Source organism: Leptolyngbya sp. FACHB-671 (assembly GCF_014695745.1).
GTDB lineage: Bacteria > Cyanobacteriota > Cyanobacteriia > Elainellales > Elainellaceae > JAAUTN01.
Window position 1 is genome coordinate 126,288 of sequence record NZ_JACJOV010000080.1, and the last position, 25,964, is coordinate 152,251.

A 25,964-nucleotide genomic window follows, 5' to 3' on the forward strand; every position below is an offset into this window, starting at 1 on the left:
TCTCACTTAGCCAACGCTGCCTTCTAGTTTCAGGCTTAATAGGCGGTCGGCTTCGACGGCAAACTCCATTGGCAACTGGTTAAACACATCCTTACAGAAGCCGCTGATCATCATTGAGATTGCGTCTTCCAAAGAGATGCCCCGTTGAGAGAAGTAGAAGAGCTGATCTTCCCCAATTTTGGAGGTAGAGGCTTCGTGTTCTACTTTGGCGGTGTTGTTTTGCACCTGAATATAAGGGAAGGTGTTTGCTCCAGCAGTATCGCCAATTAGCATCGAGTCGCACTGGGAATAGTTGCGAGCGCCTTCGGCTTTAGGTCCGATTTTGACCAGACCCCGGTAGCTATTCTGCGATCGCCCTGCCGAGATTCCCTTCGAGACAATCGTACTGCGGGTATTCTTGCCGATATGCACCATCTTGGTGCCCGTATCTGCCTGCTGCATATTATTAGTGAGTGCAACAGAATAGAACTCACCGACTGAGTTATCCCCTACCAGCACACAGCTTGGATACTTCCAGGTGATTGCAGATCCGGTTTCTACCTGTGTCCAGGAAATCTTGGAGTTTACGCCCTGGCACAAACCGCGCTTGGTGACAAAGTTATAAATGCCGCCTTTGCCGTTTTCATCGCCAGCAAACCAGTTTTGCACAGTGGAATATTTGATTTCGGCATTATCCAATGCCACCAATTCCACTACAGCCGCGTGAAGCTGGTTGGTGTCAAACATGGGAGCCGTACAGCCCTCCAGGTAGCTCACCGAACTGCCTTCTTCGGCAACGATCAGCGTCCGCTCAAACTGTCCCGAATCGCCGTTGTTGATTCGGAAGTAGGTGGACAACTCCATCGGACATTTAGTGTTCTTGGGAATGTAGACAAAAGAGCCATCGCTGAATACGGCTGAATTCAACGCTGCGTAATAGTTATCGCCTACAGGAACCACACTGCCCAGGTACTTCTTCACCAGGTCGGGATGGTGCTGGAGCGCCTCTGAGATCGAGCAAAAAATCACGCCCTCTTCAGCCAGCTTTTCCTTAAACGTGGTAGCGACAGAAACGCTATCAAAAATTGCGTCAACTGCCACGTTCGACAACCGCTTTTGCTCAGATAAAGGAATGCCCAGCTTCTCAAAGGTTTCCAACAGCGTCGGGTCAACCTCATCCAGACTGCCCAGCTTGTCTTTCTTCTTGGGCGCTGAGTAGTAAACAATATTTTGGTAGTCAATCGGTGGATATTTCACCTGGGGCCAGGTTGGCTCAGTCATCTTAAGCCACTGACGATAAGCTTTTAGGCGAAACTCCAGCATGAACTCTGGCTCTTGCTTTTTCGCTGAAATCAAACGAATCACATCTTCGCTTAGCCCACGCGGAATCGACTCCGACTCAATATCCGTGACGAAGCCGTACTTGTAAGGCTGGTTAACTAAGGATCTAACCGTTGCAGTCATCGGGGGTGTTCTCTCTCAACAAACAATTAGTATTGGCTAGTCGTAGCCCGGATTTCCTCAAAGGTAATTTCTTGTTGGTCGCCTGCGAAGTCGTTATCCGGGGTTAGAAATAACATGCAGTGGCACTCTTTGCGCTCTCGCATGGGCACACAAGGACAGTTCCAGTAGGCGGCAGCGGCTTCTGCCTCTTTATCTTCGTAGTGACGGCACGGACAGAGGGGCGCACCCAGATCATCTTTATGCTTGGCTAGCCCTTCGATCACGACAGCAGTCACACCCAGGTCGGCACAGAAATAGGTGCCAGTCCGTTTTGCATAGGTTTCAGAAAAGTGCCGCATGGCTTCGAGGCTCTTCTCGGTGGCTTGGGTAGGTTTCTCAGATGGATTCATTTGATAAAGCGACAGGTCAGCCGAATAATTCTATAATTAAAACAACATTTTTGTTGCTTAACTTTATTGTAGGGTACTTTAGCAACATCAAAGTTGTCAAAGTCTATTTTAGGCTTTAAATTGATTTGTCTCAGCACTCCGTTAGGAAGACGATGGCAACCACGCAGGAACCTTCCACTAAACAAGACATCCTGAACTATCTGCTAAAGCAAAGTCAGGCTAGCGCTCAGGAATTGGCTGGCGCGCTTAACGTCAGTCCACAAGCGATTCGCCGTCACTTAAAGGATTTAGAGTCCGATGGCTTAATTGAGCATGAGGCGATCCAGGCGAGTATGGGTCGTCCTAATTTTGTTTATCACTTGAGTCGGGAAGGGCGCGATCGCCTGCCTGACCGCTACGACGAATTTGCCCTCTCCCTGCTCAACACCCTGGCAGAAACCGTTGGACACGACCAGGTCGGCACCATTCTACGCAAACAGTGGGAGCGCAAAGCTGAGGAATATCGAGAGCGATTGGGGACAGGCTCGATCGCCGAACGGGTTGCGAACCTGGTCAAGCTGCGTCAAGCAGAAGGCTACATGGCAGAGTGGTATGCCGTTGACGATTCAGAGAGTGCTGCTAATTCTAAATTCATCGTCACTGAATATAACTGTGCAATTTCTCATATTGCCGAGTCCTTCCCCAGCGTGTGTGGGCATGAGCTAGAAATGTTTGCAGCGGCATTGCAAGATTGCATCGTTGAGCGGACTCACTGGTTGGTCAATGGTGAGCATCGCTGTGGTTACTTGATTCAGGGAAAATAGCAGTATGAATGATTCGCCAGAACCAATGCAGTTCTTAACGCCAGAGGAATCGGCTGAGGTCGATCAGGCTTTGCTGACTTCGCGGGATAAGTTTTTGACGCGGGTGGCAATCTATTCACTGCGATCGCTCAAACAGCTTTCTCAACAAACTGGGCTAGCGGTTGAAAACATCACAGCTCAACAAATTGCCGACTGGGTTGAAAACGATGAGAGCCTGCGGCGAGAAGCAGCCGCAAATGAGTCTTTTGGACAGTTTTTTACGCAACTGGTGTTGTCCTCACTCAAACCGTTACGTCAAGTTGCAGAGAGTGAGGGAAAGGCGATCGCCGAGCTCACACCCTCTCAGGTCATTGCCTGGTTTGAGCAAGAAGCAAAAGCCAAAGTTGGACAGGAGCTAAACTCACAACAACCAGACGGTTAGAAGCTGCATTAGCTCAATAACCAATCACCAAAAACCAGTAACCAAAAACTAATGATTAACGATCAGTAACCAATGCCACAATTGCTCCCACCAAAACACCTGGTTCAACAGGTTTAGCGATGTGCTGGTCAAACCCAGCTGAGCGAGCAAGCTGCTGATCTTGTTCGCTGGCGTGGGCGGTGAGCGCGATCGCCGGAAGCTGTCCGCCCTGAGCTGGGGCTAAAGTTCTGACCTGGCGGATCAGCTCATATCCATCCACATTCGCCATACCGATGTCGCTGAGTAACAGATCTGGCTGAACGGCGGCGATCGCATCTAGAGCGGCCCGGGCGGAGGCAACTGCAAACACCGTTGCGCCGTATTTTTCCAGCATGAAGGTCAGAAATTCGCGGGTATCTGCTTCGTCATCCACCACCAAAATTTTTAGGTTTTGCAAACTGGGGAATGGCTCAGACCGTTTAATGGGCGATCGGATTTCTGGGGCAGAAGCCATCAATGGAATTCGCACAGTAAACGTTGCCCCTTGCTCTTCCCCAGGGCTGGCTGCGGTGACGGTGCCACCGTGCAATTCAACCAGGTGCCGCACAATCGCCAATCCGATGCCCAGTCCGCCGTGCCGCCGGGTGATGGAGCCGTCCGCCTGCCGAAAATAGTCAAAAATGTAGGGCAAGAAATCAGCGCGGATGCCCTTGCCCGTGTCGCTTATCTGAATTTGAGCATGAGCGTCACTGCACCCCAGTCGAATCGTCACCCGTCCACCTTCAGCCGTGAACTTAATTGCATTGGACAGCAAATTCCAAATGACCTGCTGAAGCCGATTTGCGTCGCCTATCACCCAATATTGGGAAGGTTGAATGTTGAGTTTTGAGTTTTGAGTTTTGAGGGAATCCAGCATTTCATCCGCCGGATGACTCGCCGTGGACTCCAATCCAAAATCTGTAATCCAAAACCTAAAATCGATCGATTTTGCATCGGCTGCAAGCTGCATCGTTTCCATAGCTGCCTCAATCACAGGCACTAGGTTCACTGGAGAAACATCAAGGCTGAGTTTGCCGCGCAAAATTCGAGAAATGTCTAGCAAATCTTCGATCAGCTGCGTTTGCAGATTGGCGTTGCGTTCAATCGTTTCAACTGCACGGGCCACGGTAGAGGGATCGAGGTGACGGGTTCGCAGCAGTTTTGCCCAGCCTAAAATCGGGTTAAGGGGCGATCGCAATTCATGGGAAAGAATCGCCAAAAACTCATCCTTGGCACGGTTTGCCGCCTCTGCCTCTGCCCGCGCTGCCTGCTCGCGCGCCAGCAGTTCCTCCCGTTCTACCTCCGCCTGCTTGAGTGCGTGAATGTCAGTAGCAGAGCCAATCCACCGGATCAGTTTACCTGCATTGTCTTTGAGCGGCACTGCTCGACCCATAAACCAGCGATATTCACCATCGTGTCGTTGTAGCCGCAGTTCTACCTCAAATGGCTCTTTGGACTGTTTGGCTTGCCTCCACCGTCGTCGATGGGCACGAAGATCATCTGGGTGAATCAGTTGCGCCACAGCACCCGATTGATTGAGTTGATCCAGTCGGGTGCCTGTGTAGTCAACCCAGCGCAAGTTAACATAATCGACCTGCTCATTTGCACCAGCAGACCAGACAAAATCAGGCACTGCCTCTCCTAACGTGCGGTAGAGCAATTCACTTGCCTGAAGCGCCTCTTCTGCCCATTTGCGTTCGCTGATGTCTTCGACAATTCCGGCAATGCGATACAGGTGTCCCTGAGGGTCGTAGATCGGAAAGATTCGTTTATGTACCCAGCGAGTTTCGCCATTTGGTTGGACAACGCGAAACTGTTCGTCAAACTCGGCTCGCGCAAACCCCATCAGTGCTGCTCGAATCCGCGCCTGGTCGTCAGGATGAATGGCATCAAGCCAGCCCTGAGAATTTGCGTAAAGCTGCTGAGGCGATCGCCCCCAAACCTTCTCATAGGAAGGGCTGACGTAAATTACTTGTCCTGGGGAAACATCGTTGAATTCCTCGTAAATAAAGAAGACAACATCAATGTTTTCAGCCAGTTGCCGGAATCGTTCCTCACTTTCTCGCAGAATTTGTTCTGCCTGTTTCCGTTCAGTAATATTTGTCGCGGCTCCGGTCAGCCCTACTACATTCCCCCCTGGACTGCGGAGGGGCTCCAACGCCACATCATAAGTCGTGATTTGCCCGTTGATTTCTATCTCTACCTCGGTACGTGCCCGGATTCCTTGCTCAATCACCGATCGCTTAATTGCTGTAACCCGCTCTGCAGTTTCTAATGGCAAAATCTCTCGATCGGTTTTACCCAGAATGAACTCGGCTGCCATATCCGGGTGAGGATTATAGATCCAGTTGTGACGCAGCTCTAAATCTTGGGAAAAAACAATAATCGAGCTTCCCTGAAGCGCCACCCGAAAACGTTCTTCACTTTTACGCAGCGCCTCTTGAGTCTGTTTGCGATCGGTAACATTTTTGAAATACAGCGAAAATCCATTGTTTGAAGGATAGCCCCGAACGCTAAACCAGGCGTTAAAAGGTGGGTAGTAGCCTTCATCCTCAACGGTAATTCCCTCTGACATGGCTTGCTTGCAAAGCCGACCAAAGTTAGTGTGTTCCAAGTCTGGAAACTCTGCCCAGACATTTTTGCCTAATAGTGCTTCACGAGTGCAGCCGAGATTTCGCGCTCCCTCCGCATTGATGTAGGTAAACCGCCACTCTCGATCGACTGCAACAAACCCGTCCGTAATGCTTTCAAGAATTTGAGAGACTTGCTCTCTGGCACTTTCTGCCTCCGAGCGAGCGGCTTGTTCTCGCCTGAGCAACTCATCCTTCTCTAAATTAGAGTTTTCTAAACAGGCGTTTGCTTCAGAGAGGGAATGATTGAGTCGAATCAACTGCTCAGACATCTGCGCTCGGGCTTCATATTCGCTCAGACGCACCCGCTCAACTGCCAACGCTACTTGACTGGCAGCTCGTTCGGTGATGGCCGTGCCTACCAGTAAACCTACCGCACACTGTACGAGCAGACTCAGCGTGTGAACACTCAACACCTCTTCAGGAATCGGAAACTGGTCTAGCGCGAAGGCATCCCCGTAGCTCAGCAAATAAGACAGGAATGTCACCAGTACACAGAAGCTGGAGGTGAGAATTCCACCTGTTGCCCCAAATCGAGTTGCTGCCCACACGATTGGCACAAAACTGAGAAACGAAAATTGCTGAAACACCAAAACCGCTTCACCCGTTTTCCAAACGGTCAGTAAAGCTGTACTGATCAGCACAGCGAGAATCGGAAGAGCTTCTAGCCAAAAACTCCGATAACGGGGAAGCTGCAAGAGGTGTACGGGTTCAGATGAGTTGGCAGACGAAAGCAATCCCCGTTGCTGCAATAGAGGAGTTAATAAAAGCAGCAAGGCGGGGGTAACTGAGAAAGCCCCCAGTGCGTTACCTAGCCACCACAACACAATGCCCTGGGAGAAGCTAGTTTCTGGCAATCTCTGCAATGTGCCTAAAAGTAAGCTACTGAGTAGGGCTGTAAGAATGCAAGCTGAAAGCGGCACGCTGAGAATGAAGGCAGCTGCATCTTTGAGTCGTTTAAGCGTAAGCGAACCTTGCCAAGCGTAGCGATAAAGCATCCAGGCAACCAGCGGCTCAACTGCATCTGCGGCTCCAACTAAGCTGCTCCAGCCTGTGTGTCCCCACAGCGGCGCAACCATAATGCCGGCTGCACCTGCCAGAATTGCACCAATCGGGCCAAACCAAAAAGTGAGAGCGATCGCCACTCCCGATGGCACAAACCAAAGAGAAAGCGAGGGCTGAACCCGATAAACCAATGCGATCCAGTGAGCCACGAACAACGCCAAAATCCCTACTAAAACTACAATCCACCAGCGGTGCTGATTCGCAGGAGCGGTATTTGGAGAAGAAAGCATAGGATTCCAAGGGGCGCGACTGCTGAGCTAGATTTATTTGGCGATGTTCCGACACAAAGTCGTCAGCGCCTCGCTACCTCTAGCGATCGCGCCGACCTGTGCATAAAGATATATTCCGATGCAAATCGAAAAAAATCTTCCCCACTAGGAAACAATCCGATATGTAGATTAGACAAACTTATCGGTTGGATAATATAGAACGCGATGCTAAAACAAGGTGATAGTGAGTGATGGTGAGAGGGTGGGAAGAGCACCTCTAACCCCTTACCTTTAACAGGTGATGTGTTTGGATATTGGTTTGATTTTGGGGATGATCAGTGGCAACAAATCAATGTTGTTTCAATTACTGAGAAGGCTGGCAAAGGCAAATATCCTAAAATTACTCAACGAGTAGGAGCCCGTCCTCCCCCAATATGTAAACTTTGACTAACGCATGGCACGACTGCATTTAAGGACTGACAGAGCCTGTAGTTCTTGACGAGTACGGGCGATCGCCTTCCGCTAAACTGAGATATACATACACGGATAAAATAACCTGCGCTTATGTCTTCCCCAACTGCTGAATCCGTGCAAGCCGTTCTTGAGGAAGCGAAAACAAACGGTGTTTGCTTTCCTCCAGGAGACCTCTACAGTAACGAACCTCCCTTGGAAAGTGACCTGCACCGCGATCAAATTGATTTGTTGATTCGTCTGCTCCGATGGTATTGGCAGCAGCGACAAGACTTCTACGTTTCAGGCAACCTTACGGTTTACTACAGCCCTTATCAACGCAAGTCAGAAGATTTTCGCGGTCCGGACTTCTTTGTGGTGCTGGGCACAGAACGTAAGCCACGCAAGAGTTGGGTCGTATGGGAAGAGGAAGGTAAATACCCTAACGTCATCATTGAACTGCTCTCAGATTCGACCGCCAAAACCGACCGAGGCTTGAAGAAACAAATTTATCAAGATACCTTCCGCACCCCGGACTACTTTTGGTTTGACCCAAACACACTGGAGCTTCAGGGTTTTCATCTTCTGGATGGGCAATATCAAGACCTTCAGCCTAATCAGCAAGGTCAATTGTGGAGTCAACAGTTAAATCTCTACTTGGGTATTCATAATCGTGAACTACGCTTCTTCACCTCAGAAGGGCAACTGATTCCTACCCCAGAAGAAGCGGCACAGGCATCTAAAGCAATAGCGGAGGCGGAACGGCAACGGGCTGAAGCAGAACAGCAACGCAGTGAAAAACTAGCAGCAAAGCTACGGGCACTAGGCATCGATCCAGATGCAGAAGCTTAAGGCTTATATCGTTTTTATCCAAGGCTTAATTTTGAGGCGTGCCCCCGCACAGGGGGCACGCCTCAAAATTAAGCCTCAATGACAACTCGCAGGTTGCCTCGCTTCTTAATTACCCGGCAGGCGGTCGCACTTCCCGATCGCTCAAACTCTAGATCTAGTAACGTTTGCCCGATTCTGAGGTTGTGCAGTGACAAATGGTTGATCGACTCTGGCAAGTTGGGGTCAATTACCCGCACATAGTTGTTTGCTGCGTCGGGTACCAGGTTAATCATCATTTGTAACAGTTGGAAAATCGTGCCAGTTGCCCATGCCTGAGGTGAACAGGCAACAGGATACTGCACAGGCCCGCTGTCATCGGTGCGATCGTAACCGCAGAATAGCTCTGGCGGACGCTGGTAGGGTTGTTGTAGTGTCATATCTACTAAACCCTGAGCAACTTCTAACGCCTGATCGACGAGTCCTAGCGATCGCAACCCCTGCACGATCATGCCGTTGTCGTGTGGCCAGACAGAGCCGACATGATAGCCCATTGGATTGTAAGCCGGAGAAAGGCTGCTGAGGGTACGAATGCCCCATCCGTTAAACATATCTGGCGCGTGGAGCCGCTCTGCTACACTCTGAGCTTTTTCAGGGGTGAGAATGCCCAAGTTTAAGCAATGACCTGGGTTAGAGGTGATACTGTCTACAGGGTTGCCGTTCCCATCAAGGGCGAGCGCACAGTAGTCCTGATCGGTTAACCAAAAGTCCTGATTAAACCGAGCTTTCAGATCTCTGGCTTCTTCCTGCCAGCGGTCTGCCAGGTCGAGCCGCTTCTTCATGCGAGCAATCTCGCTCAGGCGAACTTTAGCCGCATACACATAGGCTTGAACTTCGCAAAGAGCGATCGCCCCAGTTGCCAGTTCTCCCTTGCGATTGACGATGCAGTCATTCGAGTCTTTCCAGCCTTGATTGGCTAATCCTCGCTTAGACCGACGGTTGTAGCTGAGATAGCCCGTTTCCTGACAATTAATGTCAACCCATTCCATCGCAGCTAATGCGTTTGACCAGAGACGATCCAGGGTTTCCCGATCGTGTGTCCAGGCATAATGTTCGGCATAGAGCATCAGCCACAACGGAGTTGCATCGACAGTGCCGTAGTAAGGCGTATGAGGAACTTCGTGGCAACGAGCCATCTCACCCAGACGTAACTCGTGCAAGATTTTACCGGGTTCCTCTTCACGCCAGTCATCGTCCGTTTTGCCCTGATATTGAGCCAGGATTGTTAGCGTTTCTTTGGCGATCGTGGGGTCGAGGATCAGCGTTTGAGAGGCGGCAATGATTGAGTCGCGCCCAAACAGCGTTGAGAACCAGGGCACCCCAGCTGACAAGATTTTGCCCTTGCCAAAGGTTTGCCGCAACAAGTAAACATCTTGCTCTGCCCGCTCAATCACCTGGTTAAAGCCCCGGTTGTCAGTGCGGATTTGAGTTACTAGCGATCGCCAGCTTTGCTCTTCTAACAACTCTGCAGCCTTGGCCTGCATCAGCGTCATCGGTACACTCACCGTTGAGACATGTCGGTTGTTAGTCAATAGCTGCAGCCGATAGCCTAACCGCTGGGTCTCATGAGACTGAAGCTCTAGCTGCCAAATTGCCGTAAATCCCTTAAAGGAGTCGGGCTGGCGATGGCAAAACTGAATGCGGGACTCCATCAAAGCGCCATCTAGCCCTTGATAGGCGATCGTTAGCTCCTGTGGAGGGCGATCAACATCACCATTCCAAGGAATGTCTTGCGTTCGCGCCAGCTCTTCCAGCATCGCCAACTCTTCAGCAGAAGCCCCCCGAAAGCGATCGCCCACATTCGCTAGCACAGGTAGCTCAGTAGAAACAGTTTTTTCCTCTGGAGTCTGCACCAGACACAGCAACTGTCCCCGGTTTTCTCGGGCAGAACCCCGCACCTCAAACAAGTCAACAAAGTCAGCACCGAAACTCAAAGTCAGTTCAAATTTGACGGGACGGGTGCTGTAGTTAGTAATGGTCAACTCTTCAAACAGACCGCCATTCAGCACAATATCTCGCTGAATGCCAATAGTTTCTGCCCGAATACCGCTATCGAGATTGGGGTTCGCACACAATACTGAAAGGGCAAATCCCTTGCGGGCATCGCTGCTCAGCAAAATGGGTGCCCGTCCTTCAAGCTGCAATTCCAGACGGCTGAGAAATCGCGTGTCTCGACAAAACAATCCCATGCTGGTGGTTTGTTCGTTAACCAAACATCCACCGATGTTGCCGATCGTATCGGTTATTAGAAATAGGTCATCGTCTTTGAGCGTTAACGTTGGCTGAGGACGTTCTACAAGAACGCAAGGCCACTCTGGAACAGCAGCCTGGTCAGCAGGGATAAAAGTTCTACCGTCGATTTCAAGAATATCTGACATCCTTCCTACTTCAATTCTGGGGTCAAGGGAGTGATCGTAGCTTAGGAAGTCAGGCCAGAACTGCACTGTAAACGCTTAAAAATGCTTCTACACATCGCGTTAAGTGACGGGTCCAAACAGAATTAAACCCATCAGCTTTAGAACCATTGACTTATCCCAGGCTGGTCTAGTGAACCACAAAGCAGTGCAATCGTTAGGACATATAATCCCAGGAGATATGGAGATGTCATGCAGGATATGAAAACTGCATGACGGGTGTTGCAAAGTTTGTGAGTGGGTCTGTTGGTTAATACCAAGACGCTCTATCAGGAGTGCCACAAAACCATAGTTCACTCATACCTTATTCTGCCAACTCAGTACACCAGCTGCCACCCTGCATCCCCCTATAGCAAGATGAATTAAATAATTTCTCAAGATCTGAGATTTATAGTGGCTTAAATAGAGTGATTCAAATACAGTGACTCGAACCTTAAAAGGGGCTTGGCATTGCCAACCCCTTAAAGAAAGCCGTCACGTGCTAAGCGTGAATGATTAGCTAACGCTATATTTGCTCAAACGGGGTAAGCTGCGAGATTGCCCATTTTTTGCAAAGCGGACTTCTAGAATCTGCTGATACACCGCTTCGTAACCATCTACCATACGTTGAACGCTAAAGTTGTCTGCGATGTGTTGACGACAATCGGCACGATTTAACTGGGGAACTGAGTCAAGCGCTGCTACACATTCTTCTACTGTGTGACACAGGAAACCCGTTTTGCCATGAGCAATTACTTCTGGAGCTGAGCCAAGATTTATCCCAATTACAGGTGTTCCAGAAGCCATTGACTCAATCATTACCAGCCCAAACGGTTCTCGCCAAGTGATGGGGAACAGGGTCGCGACGGCTCCTCCCATTAGAGCATTCTTCTGAACGTGATTGAGTTCGCCTAAAAATTCAATCTGTTTGCCGTCAATGTGTGGCTTAATCGCTTCTTCGTAATAGTCCACATCTACTCGATCGACTTTTCCGCCTATTTTTAGGTGCCAACCTGTTTGTTTAGCAATGGCGATCGCCAAATGCGTTCCCTTCTCGGGAGAAATTCGTCCTAAAAAGGCCAGGTAAGGCGGGTTATCAGGTTGAGCATAAAATTTGTAAGTATCCAGCGCTACTCCGTTGTAGACGGTAGCGACGTAGTTAAGTCCTAGTCTGGCTTCTCGCTGAGCATTGGAGATGCTGACGTAAGGCTGGTTTTTAGCGTGAGTAAATAGTTTTTCGTTGTCGGGCGTAAAAATGCCGTGAAGGGTATGAACTGTAGGGGTCTTCACCAAACCCGTATAAGGAATAGCACTGCAACCCATGTGAGAGTGAATAACATCAAACTGGTTTGCTTGTTCGTATACTCGCCCCAACTGCATCATCTCGTAAACACCAGGTTCTTTCACGGTCGAGTCCAACCGTAGCGCTCTAGGATGAACAGACTCTAACTGAGCCAAGCTAATAGAATCACCTGATGCGAACAGGGTTACTTCGTGACCCCGACGTACTAATTCATCCGTTAGTAAGCTGACAACCAATTCTGCACCCCCATAAGCGGGGGGCGGCACCCTTTCCCATAAAGAAGCAATTTGAGCAATTTTCATTGAATTAATCTCCTAAAAATAAAGAAAGTTAAAACAAAGTAGCTCTATTCTATTCAGGTCTATCCCTTACCCCATCATGCTCGGGAGCTATAACCATAGACCAAAAGGAATGGAAAAACGGCTTTATGAAAGACTATGCGGCAACTGCATTAAATCCTTGCGCCACCTGCATCAAACTAGACTCTTTATGCCTTGGGATACAGATACGGCTCTTGTTTTTAGCTGACAATTGATAGGCTGTTCTTCTCTAGCAATTCAAGATGAACTCGAACTCGAAAACTGAACAGAGAAAGCCTTCTGAGGCGGCACTTAATACTAACAGTGACAGTTTTGATTTTGATCTATGGTCACGAGAAGTGAGAAGTCAGTTATTGGCATCTCTGCGAAAGAGAACGATGCGAGAGCAAGAAGAGCGGTAGAGTTGCATCACTACTACATTCCTTGCTTAAAGCATTCCTTAATCAGGTAAAGCATTGGGTAACTCTATTTTTATGGAGATGGTAGTTGCTCAAATGCCTTACTTATTTGCTTTTCTAGTGGTTCAAGGGGCGATCGCCACCTGGTCAGTTTCGATTTGTTTCACTCCATCGATCTGAGCCGTGATTTTTACAACTTTCTCTAACACTGACTGATTGGGTGACTCTCCTCGAAACTCGATCATGTTGCCTCGTTGCACGATTTGTAAACTCTCAACATCTGCAACTGAGCTTTGATCCAGCGCTAAAGCCACCCGTTTTGCTAACCCACCCTGGTCAAATTCTCCCTCTAAACCCATGTTTTCTGGTAGGGGTGGCGGGGTGTGCATTCCTGCTTTCTCACGCAAATCGCGGTCATACTGTCCTGTAAGCCCTGGACTCATTTGCCCTTCATAGTGAGCTGGGCGATCGCTAGCAGAGTGCTTATCTTCTGCGACCTTCTCAACGATCAGTCTTTCCATCCAAGTCATGACTTGACCTCCTTTTCAGATCCTTGCGGCATAGCCCAGCGCTTGCTCAATTCCTAGAGGGCATGTCTAGCCGCTTAAGCAGGTTTACTACTGCCGCACTAACTCTTCCGCTTTGGCAAATTCGTCTCTATCACCCACAAACATCAGTAAGTATTTGTGAGAAAGATGATCCCGGTCAGTTGCTACACCTGACTTAGGCACGTTTACTCCAGCGAGGGCAGCGATTAATCCTCCGGCGATCGCTCCGATGCCTGCCCCTGCAAAAATAGCACCCCATGAAAAGGGACCAGAGTTGATAAACGCAACAGGGCTAACCGCTTTCATATTCCCTGCTCCCAAACTTAGTAGCAGACCAACTAGCGCTCCTAGTATTGTCCCAACTAAAGCACCCCCTCCAGCACTTTCAGCGGCTTTAGTGTCTTGAGCCGGAGGATTTGGGTCTAGAGCTTGAGTTTGGATAAAAACCTGATCATTGGAAAAACCTGCTTTGAGTAGTGCGTCGCGAGCAACTTCTGCTGATTGCTGCTGCTGAAAGACCCCCACAGTATGCTGTAGCCTTTCCGTTGGGCTTTGACTCGTCATGATCGTCCCCCTCGTATCCGTACTGATCCTAGTGATCCCGTTCTATTTGTCTTCAGTTTGTGTTTTGTTCGCTACAAAAACTTCAGGCCACAGCAGCAAAAGACAATTCGGTTAATCCTTCTTTGGGTAGAACACATCGCTTTAATTACTAGACAAACTATCACTCAAAAAACCTAGGTGAAGCGCTCTATCTAATCTGTCTTGAGAACGAGGAGAGTTAGATTTAGACATTCTAGACTTGAGCGTAACCTTGGGAATCTATAAAGAAGTATTAGCTTCACTCATTGCTCAAGAAGAACTAGGAATAAATATAGGAACCGTAATGTTTTTAGAGAATAAGCAAACAGGAGATCTGGTTGAAGTGCTTGATCCAGAAGCTTTGTTTAACCCTGTAAAAGATTCAATCTCTGCTCAAGTGCAAGCTGGACAAGAGGAACAAGAGCCGGCTTCAATTAGCAAAGAAAATTTGAAATTTCCTTCTGGTGAAGAGTTGCCTCGCTGCTGGGTCGATGCAGATTACCGAACCAACTAACTGTTTTTGAACTGTACTATTTTTTGAATTGCATAAGGTTAGAACGCGTGACCAAAGATGATAGAAGCCTTGAAGGACAAGCATTAGGCAAGGCTGCTGAGATTGGCATTAAAAGCCAACTAGATGAAGTCCAAGAAGTGAACGTCGATGTCGATGCACAGGCTCTTGGACTCGCTCAAGGAAAGGTAGATTCTGTCTCCATCAAAGGCAAGGGAATGGTGATGGAGAAAGACCTGCGGGTTGAAGATATGGAGCTTCAAACGGACAGTGTTTCAATTAACCCACTTAGCCTTGCTTTCGGTAAAGTCGAATTAACTCGCCCAGTAGATGCTTCCGCTCACGTGGTTTTGTTGGAAGAAGACATTAATCGGGCGTTCAATTCTGAATACATTCAGAGCAAAATGCAAGGGCTGGATGTACATGTAAACGGAAAGGTGACAAAAGTTGATTTTCAACAGGTCGATTTTCGTTTGCCTGATTCTACTAAAGTCGCTCTAAGCGCCACCATTTTAGACAAGGAAACGGGTGAGAGTCAGCCTGTCGCTTTTACAGCAAAGCCAGAAATTGGTGAAGGTGGGCAACGAGTTGTTTTGACACAAGTAGAATATCACGATGGTAAAGATCTTTCACCAGAGCTAACAGAAGCACTTTTGGAACGCTCTGCTGAATTACTAGATTTACGTAATTTCGAACTAGAAGGTATGTCCTTCCAAATTCAAAAGTTAGATATTTCTGAAGGTAAATTAGCGCTTCAAACAGCAGCCCGTGTTGAGCAGTTTCCTTCATAAGCCGTTGTAATTCACTACTGTGAATTTGCAATTCCACGCTTTATCCATCGTTTTACACTAGGAGAATCAGCATGACTCAAACGCCTAACATTCCGCCAATTATTGAGAGCGATGAGAGAGAATATCGTGATAGCGGTGTGCCTAGCACCGTGGCGATCGCCGGACACCCTATTCATCCTGTAATTGTGACTCTTCCAATCGCATTTTTAGTCGGTGCGTTTGCGACGGATGCTGTGTATTGGTTGGTGGGTGATGACTTTTGGGCAAGAGCTTCTTTCTGGCTAATTGCTTCGGGTCTAGTAACTGGAATTGCTGCAGCCATAACCGGAATGTTAGATTTTCTAAGGATTGGACGAGTTCGTAAGCATAGTGCAGGTTGGGCACACATGGTTGCGAATGTGGCCGTGTTGGTGCTGACCATCATTAATCTAGTGCTGCGCTGGAACAATGTAACTGGGGCAGTTCTACCAGCTGGGTTAATCCTGTCGCTGATTGTTGCAGCCCTGTTAGGCATCAGCGGATGGTATGGGGGTGAACTGGTCTATCGCCACAAAATTGCTGTAATTGGCTATGGCGACCCTGAAGGACCATAAAGGCGAGCGGTACGGGAAACACCAAGGTTGAATCAAAGGTTGAGTGGAAAAGGGGAAGGATTAGTCCTTCCCCTTTTTATTTACTCCCTTCCTAGTTAGAGATTAAGTACTAAAAGATTCAGGGATGTACCCCCGCTCAGCGGGGGTACATCCCTGAATCTTTTGGTGGAAAAGGAGCGATTGAAATGACTGGCGCTATAAAAGTACACTTTCTAAAAGTTTAGTGCTGGAGCTTCAGGAAGTTTTTATGGAACTATTTACAGGAGTTTTGAGTGCTGTAATTGCTGCAATTGTGTCTCTCATCATCGCGCTCATTTCCTTTGTGACTAACAAAAATACTTTAAGGTCAGAGCGGGAAAAGTTTGAGCGAGAGCTGCAAAGAAGTATGACTTCTAAGCTATATGATTTAAGACTCGAAATGTATCCAGAAGCGATCGCCATCACCGATGGGTTGCGAAAATCACAAATGGCTGCTCAACAAGCACATTTATCTGAAGCTTATTTCAAAGACATTCTTAAAAAGCTTGATGAATGGCATGGTGCCAGAGCATTTTTGTTGTTATCGCGTAGTGCAGTGGATACCCTTTACACTTTACGTAGAGTTTTGAGAGAAAAACCTGAGATGGAGGGGCAGTATTCAAAAGAGCAGTTAGAGAAAATCTGGAAAGCCAAAGGCGCGTTTCGGAGTGCTTTGCGTTCTGATATTCAGTTTTTGTATGAGGAAGAAACAGAAGTTCGGGATGATTAAATAAAGAGATAAACTTAAGAATTAAGAAATTGCTCCGCTGAGGTACTTCCTTGTTTCAACTGACTTAAAAAGTCAGTTGAAAGGTATTGTTCAGATCGAACGCAGTGCCAATTAAAGCAGGGCGACTGTTGAATTCAGCCCAGGTTGCTATTATCTCTAAACAACGAATTTCGCCCACTTTCGTCATCATTTCTAGCTCATGACGAAGAAATATAGGTTTACCGAGTTGGATTTCTAGCCTGTTTGCATAAGCAAGCAGATCAGGATCAACTAAATCCCAAAGTTTCATAGTGTGGAGTTCTGCTTGGGTGTAGCCCGTCAACTGTTCCGTAGCTGGGTTGACATAGCAGAACTGTTCGTCTTGATAGATAAAAATGGCAGATGTAGCTGTCTCAGCTACTGCCCGAAATTTTGCTTCACTTTCTTGCAGCGTTGCCTCTATTTGTCTGCGCTCAGTAACATCACGTGCTACAACATAGAGCGCCAGCGCCCCTTTAAATGAAATTAGGCTCAGTCTAACTTCAGCTTCTATCCAGAATCCATCTTTGTGACGACACGATTGTTCTGTGATGAGGCAGTGCTGTTCCAGCAGCAGATGATAAATTTGCCGGTCGATTTGCTGGCGATCGCCTTCCACGATATCGTACAAGTTTAAGGGTGATTCCTCAGTCTGGTCATATCCCAACCACCGCTGAAAAGCTAAATTAGCTTGCAAAACTTGCTTGGTATTTAGGTCTACTATGCAAATGCTTTCCGAAGCTGGCTTATCGTCCTGATTTAAAGAATGTTGGTCTGGACATTTCAAGGAGGTCTGATGAGCCCCATACACAAGTTTTGCCAAAGCTTGTTTGGCGGCTTCGGCTGACCGGAGACGCAACAATAGCTGCTCCAAAATCTGGCACTCAGTCTGGAATATGCCTAACTCAATCACGGGTTCTCCTGATGCTGAGATCACGGGTAGTGCAAACTCCTGAAGCCTGTTAAAGGGTTCAAGGGACTGACTCAATAATCTGCCCCGATGTTCCTGAGTCAGAAAGCAAAAGGGGAACAGGAAGACTGTGGGAGGAGGGAGACTGTAACATTTATTCCTTCAGGGCTCATAACAGACAAAGCACGAAGCAGGTAATTCCCGTCCTAACAAGGGGCTTAAGCTCTTTATAGCTAAAGGCTGACGCGTGGGTCTGTTCTTAACAAATTTACAAGCCCATTCGGATTAGGTTGTAGATTCCGTGAAGTCTTTATACAAAGCTGGCTTAGCCCGCTTTGGGCTGATACGTTTTAGGTAGGGGAATCTATCGTCTGGCGCTGTAGGAGCCTACAAGCTGAGCAGAGTAAACGGTTTTAAAGTTTGAACAATAAACTTAAGTAAAAATGGCTAGTAAGTTAGTAGCATTTAGACTGCCAGACGATGTCGTACAGGCGATCGAACTTGAAGCTAAGACAACTGGAAAAGACAAAACAGCAGTTGTCGTACAGGCGCTCCGACATTTCTTTGATTTGCCTTCTGCATCAGAGTCCAACCGGGTAGAAGGACTTCAGCAACAGATGAATGAGCTTCAGCAGAAGGTGGAAAGGTTGACCGAGCAGCTTAGCAATACGACTTTATCTCAACTGAAGTAACTGGCGCTGTTGCTTAACCTACATCCAGGGCTGATTGTTTGAATGAAAAAAGGGAGACGGGGCCTTGCTCCGTCTCCCTTTTTTCAACCTGTTCCTTTCTAGTTCTCTTGCACGATCGTGAGCGTGTATGGATGGTTGGACTGAGTGCGATCGCCCACAAACACGGAGTAAGTTCCCTGTTCCCACACGCCAGGAACTTCGATATTGCCACCAGAATAGCTATCCGCCAAGACACACTGATTGCGTCCACCCGGACCTTGGATTAGTAGGGTTGGCTGTCCTTCACTTTGCAGGGTAAACCGCAGGGAGGCATTTTCCCCGGTCACTCTCACAACCTCGTTGGGTGTGCTAGCAATAAAACCACACTGGCTGGATTGCGAACCGCCTGATGAGCCTTGGCTAACCGCTTGACCAGAGGAGATCGGAGTTTGTACATCTGCACGAGCAACTGTTGCAGCGGTGAGGGTTGCTAGTAGAGCAGCAGGGATAACCAGAGCTTTCATTAGTAGTTTCATGTGTTCAACCCTCCAATGGGGCTTCAATATCTGTATCCTAGCGTTGTAATTTTTATAACCTTGTTCTTTCTGTGACAGTTCCTCAACTGAACAATATTAGCTTTGAAATCTCACAAGTTCAATTTCTGGAGGACCGTAAAAATAGCGATTGATAGTCCAGCGGCAGCAGGAATTGTAACAAGCCAGGCTAAGGCAATCTGGCGCAGGGTGCCAAATTGAATAGAGGAGTCCGGCGATCGCCCTCGTTGTACCAGTCCAATCCCTACGACCGCACCCACTAGAGCATGGGAAGTAGAAATCGGCAAACCCAGTCGAGATGCAAGTAAAACAGTGGTTGCAGTCGATAATTCTGCACAAAAGCCAGCACTGGGCTGAAGCGGAATGATGCCTTCGCCAATGGTTTTGATCACGTTCTTGCCGAATACTGCCAATCCAGCCGTGATCCCAATGCCACCCAGTACCAAAATCCAGGTCGGAACGCTGAAATCGCTAAGAGGAATGCTGCCTGTGCGGTGAATGTAAACGATCGCCGCCAGGGGTGCAACAGCATTCCCTACATCGTTGGAGCCGTGAGCAAAAGCAACGAAGCAAGCGCTGAGAAATTGGAAGCGAGCAAGTTGGGTTTCAACTGGGTTAGGGAATGGGGAGTGGGGAGTGAAGATCGGGGATTGGGGTCCAGGGGGTGCGGATTGGGTGCGGGTTTTGAGTTGGTTCCAGGTGATGAGGGTGAGGCTGGCGGTGGCGATCGCCCCAACCATCAGCGGCAGATCATGGGACGGGAGCGGTAATGCTTGAAATTGTGGTAGACGAAAAATGGGTGGGAGAGCGATCGCGCTAAAAACGCTGACTAGAGCAGCACTGAGCCAGGGAATCCATTCATAAAGCTGCTGGACTGGGTTGGATTGCGCCAGAATCCAACGATAAATCAGGGTGTAAAACAGTGCGCTGACCGAGCCACTAATTGCTGGGGTCAATATCCAGGTAACGGAAATGATACCCAGTGAGCCCCAATCTACGGCTTGAGTGCCTGCTGCTAGCCAACCAAATCCGGCGATCGCTCCTACAACGGCGTGAGAAGAAGCAACGGGTAGCCCAAATGTTGTTGCGACTTGTAGCCAGATGCCACAGGCAATTAACGTTGAAGTCATTCCCAGTAGCAGCACATGGGGATCAGCAGCAAACGTAGCGGGATCAACAACTCCCGTAGCAATTGTGTTTGAAACATTTCTGCCAAATAGGACTGCGCCGGTGAATTCGAGAATTCCGGCGATCGCCAATGCCTGCCGCAGGGTTACTGCCTTTGAACCAACAGACGTTCCCATCGAGTTGGCAACATCGTTAGCACCAAGGTTCCAGGCGACATAAAAAGCGAGAACGGCAGTTAGACCAAGAAACAGCATGTTAAGTGAACCAGACCAGCTTAACTCCCTTCAAACTCTCGCCTGTAGCGCCCCTCGTATAACTTAGCTTCATCAAAAATTTATACTTGAGCCCGATAAAACCTTGTGCTGAAAAGAGTTTGATCCTAATTTCTGCCAATTTTTGCCTTCCCTGAGATTCAGCCTAGGGTAGGATGTTGTGCTTTTTTCCGCTTGTTACAGTGCGGTTGTTAACTTAACGTTACGTGAACGTCATTTGGAAATAATCTGCCTTAGTAGGTTTTGTAGCCCACTCATAGCCCATTGTTAAACGCTGGTCTTGACACTATCTTTACACACGGATACAACCAATGTTATACACGTATAACGCCTTGACTTTGACTGACTGTTAGACCTTGTTTGGTTTTAGGTCAGAACTCAGCCCCCGATTCAGCGTTGTTTCAGTTAGGGAGTTCAGTAGATACAGCGCCAAGGAGTTGCAAAGTCAAAATTCAGTTTGAGAACTGAAATGGCGGTCGGATTTAGGGCAATTATCGCCAGCATTCTTCAGCCCTGATTGGAAGGATAGCTAGTGACTTCTAACCCTAAATCAATCACCTGAAGATTCGTCACAATTGCACACCCCTGACTGCTCACCCTTTAACGAGTGAACTTTTTTCATATGGCTATTTCACACGTTCACCCTACTGTCGTAGCGCTGCCAGATGTGACTGACGCAGAGGCGTTACCAAACCTGGATGTACATCTACTAGGTCGTCGAATTACCTGTATGACAGCGACAGCAATCGTTGGAGCGATTCATAGCGCCTGTGTTGAGCAGAGAAAAATTACGGTGGCGCACTCCAATGTGCATGGGTTCAATTTATCCATGCAGCTACCCTGGTTCTACAATTTCTTGCAAAGTGCAGACATCGTGCATTGTGATGGCACGGGGATTTTAAAGGCAATCCGGATTATGGGAACGGAGCTACCGATTCAGTACCGTGTCTCCTACACTCAGCTATTGCCGAAGCTTTTACAGCATTGTGACCAGCATGGGCTGTCTCTTTTTCTGCTGGGTTCTGAGTGTGAGCATTTGCAGAAAGCATTGGAGAATGTGCGGACTCAGTACCCCAACATTCGGCTGAGCGGTCACGACGGCTATTTCGACATGAATGACCCTGTTGAGAATGATTTAGTGGTTGAGCAGATCAATCGAGTCAAGCCCAACGTTTTGTTAGTGGGAATGGGAATGCCGCGCCAGGAAAACTGGATTCGGCAGAACCGTCATCGGCTTTCGACCAATGCGATTTTGGCGGGCGGTGCAGCAATTGATCGGCTGGCAGGGATCGTTTCAACCTGTCCTACTTATCTCTCTGATGCTGGACTGGAGTGGCTTTATCGGTTGTGGCACGAGCCCAAACGGTTAGCGACGCGCTATTTGCTGGGCAATCCTGCTTTCCTGATGCAGATTGCTTTGGCGAAGGTGCAGGTACGTCCGGCTGAGGTTCTGGTGATTCAGTCTCAGCAATGACTTTCATACACATGAGATGAAAATTCTCCAGGCAATTTATCAGTATCAAACGGGTGGCGGCTCGCTTCAGGTTGTTGCGGACTTAGCAACTGCTGCCCGCTGTAGTGGACATGAGGTGACGGTTTTAGCCAAAGATGCTGATGTGTCGGAGGCGATCGCCGCTGAGCGTTTCTTTACAGGCAACAAACTTCTAGACGGTTGGCGGCTCTGGCAGCGACTACAGCGCGAGAATTACGCCATTGTGCATGTCCACGATCGCTACTGTTCCCTGTTGTTGCGGTTGATCCCCCAGGTGCCTGCTTCTGTGCAGACCAACCACATTGCCTATCGCACTCGCCGTCGCCTCACCCGCTTTGCTGATTGTGTGGTGGGTTGTTCTAAAGCAATGGACCGACACCATGCGGGGTTTTTTCGTCTGCCGCCGGAGCGACGGGCACTGATCCCCAACGGTGTCTATTTCCGTTCACCCAACCTAGAACGCGCTGAAGCACTGCGTCAGGAATTACCTGCATCATTGCGATCGCGTCAAATTTGCTTAACGGTGGCTCGGCTTTCAGAGCAGAAGGGTCATGCTTATCTGTTGGAGGCGATTGCCCAGCTTCCACACTCCCTGCGTGAATCTTGGTGCTTTGTCTGGGCAGGGGACGGTGAACTCAGAGAAACTCTGCAACTCCAGGCAAAACAGCAAGGCGTTTCCCAGGACATTGTATTTTTGGGGCAAACTTCAGAGGTTTCAGAATGGCTCTCTCTCGCCGATGCCTTCGTGCTGCCGTCTCTGTATGAAGGTTTGCCTCTAGCGCTAATGGAAGCAATGGCAGCAGGTTTACCCTGTCTCGCAACAGATATTGACGGTAATCAAGAATTACTACATCAGGGTGAAAATGGCTGGCTATGCCAAGTGCGTGATCCCAAAGCTTTGGCTAATGCACTAGAGCATTTGCTAACGGATGAGGAATTGCGATCGCGCCTCGGCAAGCAAGCTCAAGCCGATTACTGGAGCCAGTGGACCTTTGATCGCACCTGGCAGCAGTACGAAGCGCTTTATCAGCGGTTAGCGTCTAGAAGTCGGGGATTGGGGGTTAGAGGTTGGGGATTGGGAAAGATCTCCAGCCCAACCTCCAGCCCCTAGTTCTTTCTTCACGAAACTTTATTGAGATTTCACCGTCTCTTCAGCAGAAGTATCTGGATCACTGCAATGCCTAATTCATCTGAAGCGTCCAGCGATCGCCTTCCCAAGTTTAGCGTCGTGATCCCGGCGTACAACGCCAGTCCGTTTTTGATAGATTGTCTCAACTCGGTGTTGGCGCAAACCGACCCAGACTTTGAGGCGATCGTGGTCAACGATGGCTCTACGGACAATACGGCTGAGATTGCGGCAGAATTTGCCCAGCGAGATCGGCGGATTGTTCTGGTTAGTCGAATCAACGGAGGGTTGGCGGCTGCCCGTAACAGCGGCATCGCGGCGGCAAAAGGTGAACTGGTGGCGTTTCTAGATGCAGACGATCGCTGGTGTCCTGAAAAATTGGCGGCTCACCGTCAGGCGATGGATAGTGACCCTAATGCATCGGTGAGCTATGACTGGGCAGCGTTTATTGACGTAAAGGGCGATCGCACGGGACTTCACATGAGCCAAGCCCAGATCAACCTGACCCACGAAGCACTGCTGCTCAAAAATTATCTAGGCAATGGCAGTACAGCCGTGGTGCGACGGTATGTGCTAGAGCAAGCCAATGGATTTGACCCCAGCCTGCGCCGGATGGTTGACCAAGAACTTTGGGTCCGCCTGAGTTTTTATGGACATCGGTTTCATCTCGTTCCTCAAACGCTAACCGAATATCGAACGCATCCAGGCAGCTTCACGGCAGACACTGAGCGGATGCTGCAAGGGCTGGAGACGTTTTTGCAGCAGATTGCTGTTTATGCGCCCGATAGCGTTGAGCGGTTAAGACCCCAAGCGATTGCCTTTACCCATCGCTGGATGGCTCGTGCTGCTTTTGTTGCTGGAAACTACTCCGCCGCAAGGCAACACGCCCAAGAATCATTGAAAGCTTCGCCTAAAGTCCTGTGGCATGATCCCCGCGCACCGATTACTTTTGCGGCGATCGCCGTTCAGTCTGTCACGCCTCAACCTGTATTCAACCAATTCCTACAGCTGGGACATCAGCTTACATCACGCTGGTTTCAAATGCGATCAGGAGGGCAGGCAAGGATTTAGGAAATGTTATTGATCGTTGGTTTTGAGTATTCCAACCTAAAAAACAGGAATAAATGCCTATAGCAGGATGTAAAAACTCAAGTTCAATGATTTGATACTGCTCAGTCCTTCTACTCCGAGAGGTGGAATAGGTTGCCGTGATGACAGATTGGTCTTTTTCTCAGCGTCCATCTATCCCAGTTCGGGTGCTGCAAGCGATTAACAAAGAGCGCGTGCCATTTCTGCTCACGCTGACCCTGCTCTTGGGAGTGGGAACCGTGCTAACGCGCCTGCCTGAACGAGTTTATGAGTCAAAGTCTACGCTGCTCATTCAGGCTCCGGCGACGAGTACCCGGTTAATTAGTCCAGGAGAGCAGCCTACGGTGGTAGGCGAACTAGATGCCGTGGGCGATCGCGTCAGTCCAGTCAACAACCAGGTGGCGCTGCTAAAGTCTCGCCCGGTGTACGACCTGGCTTTAGAACGGTTGAACTTGACTTCCTCGGATGCGCCCTATGGCAATCTCCAGGTAAAAGGAGTGGAGGGAACTGACCTGGTCGAGGTGTCTTACCAGTCAGACTCGCCGGAACTCGCTGCCGACGTGGTGAAAGCTGTGGTTGAGGTTTACATGGAGCAAAACCTCAGCGCCAACCGGGAACAAGGTTCTCAAGCCCGCCAGTTTATCCAAAGTCAGCTAGACAGCTTACAAGGTGAGCTAGCCCAAGCCCGCGATCGCCTGGAGAATTTTCAAACCAGTAGCGGATTCCTTGGCACAACGGTTGAGACGGATGCGATCACAGAATCGCTCAGCGAATTTGCCAGTCAGGTCGCCGCAGCACGGGCAGAGCTTTCTGCAACGGAGCAAAGAATTGCCCAAATGAGAACTCAGCTTTCGGGCGATCCGTTGACGACGCTGAATGCAGCCGGGGTGAGCCAAGATCCGGCTTACCAGGAATTGCAATCGCAGTTGGTTGAGGCGCAGGGGCAACTGGCTGACTACGAGAATCGGTTCACCGAGAATGACCCCTATGTGGTCAGCGCCAGGGAAAGACGCGATCGCATTCAAGCCTTGATGAACCAGCGGTCAGAACAGTTATTAGGACAACAGACGCCTCAGCAGCCCGTTGACCCAATTCGCCAACGCTTGGTCGAGCAGTGGTTTACGCTTCAGGCAGAGCGATCGGCTCAGGCGGCACGATTGGCTCAACTAACTCAGCAATATAACCAGCTTCAGGCGCGTTCTCGCCAGTTACCGGAGCTGATTAAACAGCAGTCGCAGCTTCAGCTTGATGCAGAACTAGCAGAACAGGAATATCGCACCTTTGAGCAGCAATACACCGCGACTCGAATTGCCGAACAGCAAGAAGTCAGCAACGTGCGCGTGGTCGAGCCTGCTGCCGTGAACAACAACCCGATCGCCCCCAATGACAAACTGCTGCTAGCGCTGGTGGTAGTCGTGAGTACGGCGATCGCCCTAGCGCTGGTTTGGCTGTTGCGATCGCGCAGCGATTCCCTAGAGGAAACCCGGGATCTGAAGCAAATTTTGCCGCTACCGATTTTGGCAACCATTCCTCGACGTGGCAATGGCAGATTGAACCATGAGGAATCGCTAGACCACCAGCCACTCTCACATAGCTATCGCTTGTTGCAAGCTCACATGCGAATGCTGCCGCAGCAGGTACGGGCGATCGCCATCTGTAGCTGGGCACCGCAGGAAGGGCGATCGTCGGTAGCACACAACCTGGCGCTGGTCGAGGCAAAGTCGGGTCATCGAGTCCTACTGGTTGATGCTCATCGTCGGCCCAGTCCTGCTTATGCTCCATTGCTAGCTGCGAGGGCCAATGACACAAACGGCTCTCCTTCCTGGCAAAGCACTGTGCAAAAGGTGCTGCCTGGGTTTGATGTGCTGCCTCAAGTTACTGCCAGCCTGACGACCAACTATCGAGACTGGCTGGTACTGCTGGATCAGGCACGGGAGCGCTATGACCTGGTGATTTTAGACTGTCCGCCTGCTTGCCAAAACGCCGATGCCGCTTTGCTTGCCTCCCTTTCAGATGGCGTACTGTGGGTGGTTTACCCCGATCTGCTGGGTCGTCAAGGCGTGGAAGCCGCAGCGGAAACCCTGCAAACCTGGAGTACTCGCCTGTTGGGGCAAGTGGTGATTGGGGTAGAAGAACCCTTGCCTACCGCAATGTCCGACTCCAGCCGCTATTTGGTTGGTAGCGAAGTTTGAGGGAGGCAC

Annotated in this window: 22 protein-coding genes; 12 read left to right on the forward strand and 10 right to left on the reverse strand. The window is 49.3% G+C overall.

The window, feature by feature from the left end; all coding sequences use genetic code 11:
* Window positions 1-6 precede the first annotated feature (6 nt).
* Together sufB and H6F93_RS10420 are read right to left on the reverse strand one after the other, a co-directional pair.
* Window positions 7-1,443, reverse strand: a complete 1,437-nt coding sequence (gene sufB, locus H6F93_RS10415) for a Fe-S cluster assembly protein SufB (protein ID WP_190643261.1) — start codon at window positions 1,441-1,443, stop codon at window positions 7-9.
* Between the two features lie 26 nt (window positions 1,444-1,469).
* On the reverse strand, window positions 1,470-1,832 hold the full coding sequence (locus H6F93_RS10420) for a ferredoxin-thioredoxin reductase catalytic domain-containing protein (RefSeq protein ID WP_190643260.1): 363 nt from the start codon (window positions 1,830-1,832) through the stop codon (window positions 1,470-1,472).
* Between the two features lie 152 nt (window positions 1,833-1,984).
* Here H6F93_RS10420 and sufR point away from each other — a divergent pair, with 152 nt between their 5' ends.
* Window positions 1,985-2,635 (forward strand): iron-sulfur cluster biosynthesis transcriptional regulator SufR, encoded by a 651-nt coding sequence (gene sufR / locus H6F93_RS10425; protein WP_190643259.1) that lies wholly within the window; start codon window positions 1,985-1,987, stop codon window positions 2,633-2,635.
* 4 nt (window positions 2,636-2,639) lie between these two features.
* Window positions 2,640-3,056 carry an NDH complex assembly factor CRR9 gene (locus H6F93_RS10430; RefSeq protein ID WP_190643258.1) on the forward strand — a complete coding sequence of 139 codons (417 nt, stop codon included), beginning with the start codon at window positions 2,640-2,642 and terminating at the stop codon, window positions 3,054-3,056.
* Window positions 3,057-3,111: 55 nt separating this feature from the next.
* Here the strand turns inward: H6F93_RS10430 and H6F93_RS10435 are convergent, their stop codons facing one another.
* Window positions 3,112-6,999: a PAS domain S-box protein gene (locus H6F93_RS10435; protein ID WP_190680440.1), complete on the reverse strand. Its 3,888-nt coding sequence runs from the start codon at window positions 6,997-6,999 to the stop codon at window positions 3,112-3,114.
* 543 nt (window positions 7,000-7,542) lie between these two features.
* Here H6F93_RS10435 and H6F93_RS10440 point away from each other — a divergent pair.
* On the forward strand, window positions 7,543-8,280 hold the full coding sequence (locus H6F93_RS10440; RefSeq protein ID WP_190680443.1) for a Uma2 family endonuclease: 738 nt from the start codon (window positions 7,543-7,545) through the stop codon (window positions 8,278-8,280).
* Between the two features lie 68 nt (window positions 8,281-8,348).
* Here H6F93_RS10440 and H6F93_RS10445 read toward each other — a convergent pair whose 3' ends face one another.
* The 4 genes from H6F93_RS10445 to H6F93_RS10460 form a co-directional block, all read right to left on the reverse strand.
* On the reverse strand, window positions 8,349-10,694 hold the full coding sequence (locus H6F93_RS10445; protein WP_190643255.1) for an amylo-alpha-1,6-glucosidase: 2,346 nt from the start codon (window positions 10,692-10,694) through the stop codon (window positions 8,349-8,351).
* Between the two features lie 531 nt (window positions 10,695-11,225).
* Complete coding sequence (locus H6F93_RS10450; RefSeq protein ID WP_190680445.1) at window positions 11,226-12,314, reverse strand: glycosyltransferase family 4 protein; 1,089 nt, start codon at window positions 12,312-12,314, stop codon at window positions 11,226-11,228.
* Between the two features lie 541 nt (window positions 12,315-12,855).
* Window positions 12,856-13,260 (reverse strand): BON domain-containing protein, encoded by a 405-nt coding sequence (locus H6F93_RS10455; protein WP_190680446.1) that lies wholly within the window; start codon window positions 13,258-13,260, stop codon window positions 12,856-12,858.
* Window positions 13,261-13,347: 87 nt separating this feature from the next.
* Window positions 13,348-13,842, reverse strand: coding sequence for a hypothetical protein (locus tag H6F93_RS10460; RefSeq protein WP_190680448.1), 495 nt, complete (start codon window positions 13,840-13,842; stop codon window positions 13,348-13,350).
* A 250-nt stretch (window positions 13,843-14,092) separates the two neighbouring features.
* On the opposite strand from H6F93_RS10460, the gene H6F93_RS10465 reads away from it, so the two are divergent.
* The 4 genes from H6F93_RS10465 to H6F93_RS10480 all read left to right on the forward strand — a co-directional run bounded on the left by H6F93_RS10465 (window position 14,093) and on the right by H6F93_RS10480 (window position 16,503).
* Window positions 14,093-14,374 carry an acetyltransferase gene (locus H6F93_RS10465; protein WP_242043385.1) on the forward strand — a complete coding sequence of 94 codons (282 nt, stop codon included), beginning with the start codon at window positions 14,093-14,095 and terminating at the stop codon, window positions 14,372-14,374.
* A gap of 47 nt (window positions 14,375-14,421) precedes the next feature.
* A complete protein-coding gene (locus H6F93_RS10470) occupies window positions 14,422-15,162 on the forward strand; it encodes an LmeA family phospholipid-binding protein (protein ID WP_190680450.1) in 741 nt (246 codons plus the stop codon).
* 71 nt (window positions 15,163-15,233) lie between these two features.
* A complete protein-coding gene (locus H6F93_RS10475) occupies window positions 15,234-15,755 on the forward strand; it encodes a DUF2231 domain-containing protein (protein WP_190680452.1) in 522 nt (173 codons plus the stop codon).
* 247 nt (window positions 15,756-16,002) lie between these two features.
* Window positions 16,003-16,503, forward strand: a complete 501-nt coding sequence (locus tag H6F93_RS10480; RefSeq protein WP_190680453.1) for a hypothetical protein — start codon at window positions 16,003-16,005, stop codon at window positions 16,501-16,503.
* Between the two features lie 64 nt (window positions 16,504-16,567).
* On the opposite strand, the gene H6F93_RS10485 is transcribed toward H6F93_RS10480, so the two are convergent.
* Entirely contained in the window at window positions 16,568-17,509 is a 942-nt protein-coding gene (locus H6F93_RS10485) for a PAS domain-containing protein (RefSeq protein ID WP_190680454.1), read from the reverse strand.
* 365 nt (window positions 17,510-17,874) lie between these two features.
* On the opposite strand from H6F93_RS10485, the gene H6F93_RS10490 reads away from it, so the two are divergent.
* Window positions 17,875-18,123, forward strand: a complete 249-nt coding sequence (locus tag H6F93_RS10490) for a YlcI/YnfO family protein (protein WP_190680455.1) — start codon at window positions 17,875-17,877, stop codon at window positions 18,121-18,123.
* A 98-nt stretch (window positions 18,124-18,221) separates the two neighbouring features.
* On the opposite strand, the gene H6F93_RS10495 is transcribed toward H6F93_RS10490, so the two are convergent.
* Both H6F93_RS10495 and H6F93_RS10500 read right to left on the reverse strand, forming a co-directional pair.
* Window positions 18,222-18,638 carry a hypothetical protein gene (locus H6F93_RS10495; RefSeq protein WP_190680456.1) on the reverse strand — a complete coding sequence of 139 codons (417 nt, stop codon included), beginning with the start codon at window positions 18,636-18,638 and terminating at the stop codon, window positions 18,222-18,224.
* 110 nt (window positions 18,639-18,748) lie between these two features.
* A complete protein-coding gene (locus H6F93_RS10500; RefSeq protein WP_190680457.1) occupies window positions 18,749-20,038 on the reverse strand; it encodes an inorganic phosphate transporter in 1,290 nt (429 codons plus the stop codon).
* Window positions 20,039-20,678: 640 nt separating this feature from the next.
* On the opposite strand from H6F93_RS10500, the gene H6F93_RS10505 reads away from it, so the two are divergent.
* From H6F93_RS10505 to H6F93_RS10520, 4 genes are all read left to right on the forward strand, one after another.
* A complete protein-coding gene (locus H6F93_RS10505; RefSeq protein WP_190680458.1) occupies window positions 20,679-21,530 on the forward strand; it encodes a WecB/TagA/CpsF family glycosyltransferase in 852 nt (283 codons plus the stop codon).
* Between the two features lie 16 nt (window positions 21,531-21,546).
* Window positions 21,547-22,659: a glycosyltransferase family 4 protein gene (locus H6F93_RS10510; RefSeq protein ID WP_190680459.1), complete on the forward strand. Its 1,113-nt coding sequence runs from the start codon at window positions 21,547-21,549 to the stop codon at window positions 22,657-22,659.
* Between the two features lie 66 nt (window positions 22,660-22,725).
* Window positions 22,726-23,745, forward strand: a complete 1,020-nt coding sequence (locus tag H6F93_RS10515) for a glycosyltransferase family 2 protein (RefSeq protein WP_190680461.1) — start codon at window positions 22,726-22,728, stop codon at window positions 23,743-23,745.
* Window positions 23,746-23,885: 140 nt separating this feature from the next.
* Complete coding sequence (locus tag H6F93_RS10520; protein WP_190680463.1) at window positions 23,886-25,955, forward strand: GumC family protein; 2,070 nt, start codon at window positions 23,886-23,888, stop codon at window positions 25,953-25,955.
* Window positions 25,956-25,964: the final 9 nt, after the last annotated feature.

What these genes read in the sequence shown, in the direction of transcription:
- H6F93_RS10475 (WP_190680452.1), top strand. Translation starts at nt 15,234, where the DNA reads ATGACTCAAACGCCTAACATTCCGCCAATTATTGAGAGCGATGAGAGA.
- H6F93_RS10500 (WP_190680457.1), bottom strand. Translation starts at nt 20,038, where the DNA reads ATGCTGTTTCTTGGTCTAACTGCCGTTCTCGCTTTTTATGTCGCCTGG.
- H6F93_RS10520 (WP_190680463.1), top strand. Translation starts at nt 23,886, where the DNA reads ATGACAGATTGGTCTTTTTCTCAGCGTCCATCTATCCCAGTTCGGGTG.
- H6F93_RS10515 (WP_190680461.1), top strand. Translation starts at nt 22,726, where the DNA reads ATGCCTAATTCATCTGAAGCGTCCAGCGATCGCCTTCCCAAGTTTAGC.
- sufR (WP_190643259.1), top strand. Translation starts at nt 1,985, where the DNA reads ATGGCAACCACGCAGGAACCTTCCACTAAACAAGACATCCTGAACTAT.
- H6F93_RS10430 (WP_190643258.1), top strand. Translation starts at nt 2,640, where the DNA reads ATGAATGATTCGCCAGAACCAATGCAGTTCTTAACGCCAGAGGAATCG.
- H6F93_RS10450 (WP_190680445.1), bottom strand. Translation starts at nt 12,314, where the DNA reads ATGAAAATTGCTCAAATTGCTTCTTTATGGGAAAGGGTGCCGCCCCCC.
- H6F93_RS10455 (WP_190680446.1), bottom strand. Translation starts at nt 13,260, where the DNA reads ATGACTTGGATGGAAAGACTGATCGTTGAGAAGGTCGCAGAAGATAAG.
- H6F93_RS10460 (WP_190680448.1), bottom strand. Translation starts at nt 13,842, where the DNA reads ATGACGAGTCAAAGCCCAACGGAAAGGCTACAGCATACTGTGGGGGTC.
- H6F93_RS10490 (WP_190680455.1), top strand. Translation starts at nt 17,875, where the DNA reads ATGGCTAGTAAGTTAGTAGCATTTAGACTGCCAGACGATGTCGTACAG.
- H6F93_RS10440 (WP_190680443.1), top strand. Translation starts at nt 7,543, where the DNA reads ATGTCTTCCCCAACTGCTGAATCCGTGCAAGCCGTTCTTGAGGAAGCG.
- sufB (WP_190643261.1), bottom strand. Translation starts at nt 1,443, where the DNA reads ATGACTGCAACGGTTAGATCCTTAGTTAACCAGCCTTACAAGTACGGC.
- H6F93_RS10495 (WP_190680456.1), bottom strand. Translation starts at nt 18,638, where the DNA reads ATGAAACTACTAATGAAAGCTCTGGTTATCCCTGCTGCTCTACTAGCA.
- H6F93_RS10420 (WP_190643260.1), bottom strand. Translation starts at nt 1,832, where the DNA reads ATGAATCCATCTGAGAAACCTACCCAAGCCACCGAGAAGAGCCTCGAA.
- H6F93_RS10510 (WP_190680459.1), top strand. Translation starts at nt 21,547, where the DNA reads ATGAAAATTCTCCAGGCAATTTATCAGTATCAAACGGGTGGCGGCTCG.
- H6F93_RS10435 (WP_190680440.1), bottom strand. Translation starts at nt 6,999, where the DNA reads ATGCTTTCTTCTCCAAATACCGCTCCTGCGAATCAGCACCGCTGGTGG.
- H6F93_RS10505 (WP_190680458.1), top strand. Translation starts at nt 20,679, where the DNA reads ATGGCTATTTCACACGTTCACCCTACTGTCGTAGCGCTGCCAGATGTG.
- H6F93_RS10480 (WP_190680453.1), top strand. Translation starts at nt 16,003, where the DNA reads ATGGAACTATTTACAGGAGTTTTGAGTGCTGTAATTGCTGCAATTGTG.
- H6F93_RS10445 (WP_190643255.1), bottom strand. Translation starts at nt 10,694, where the DNA reads ATGTCAGATATTCTTGAAATCGACGGTAGAACTTTTATCCCTGCTGAC.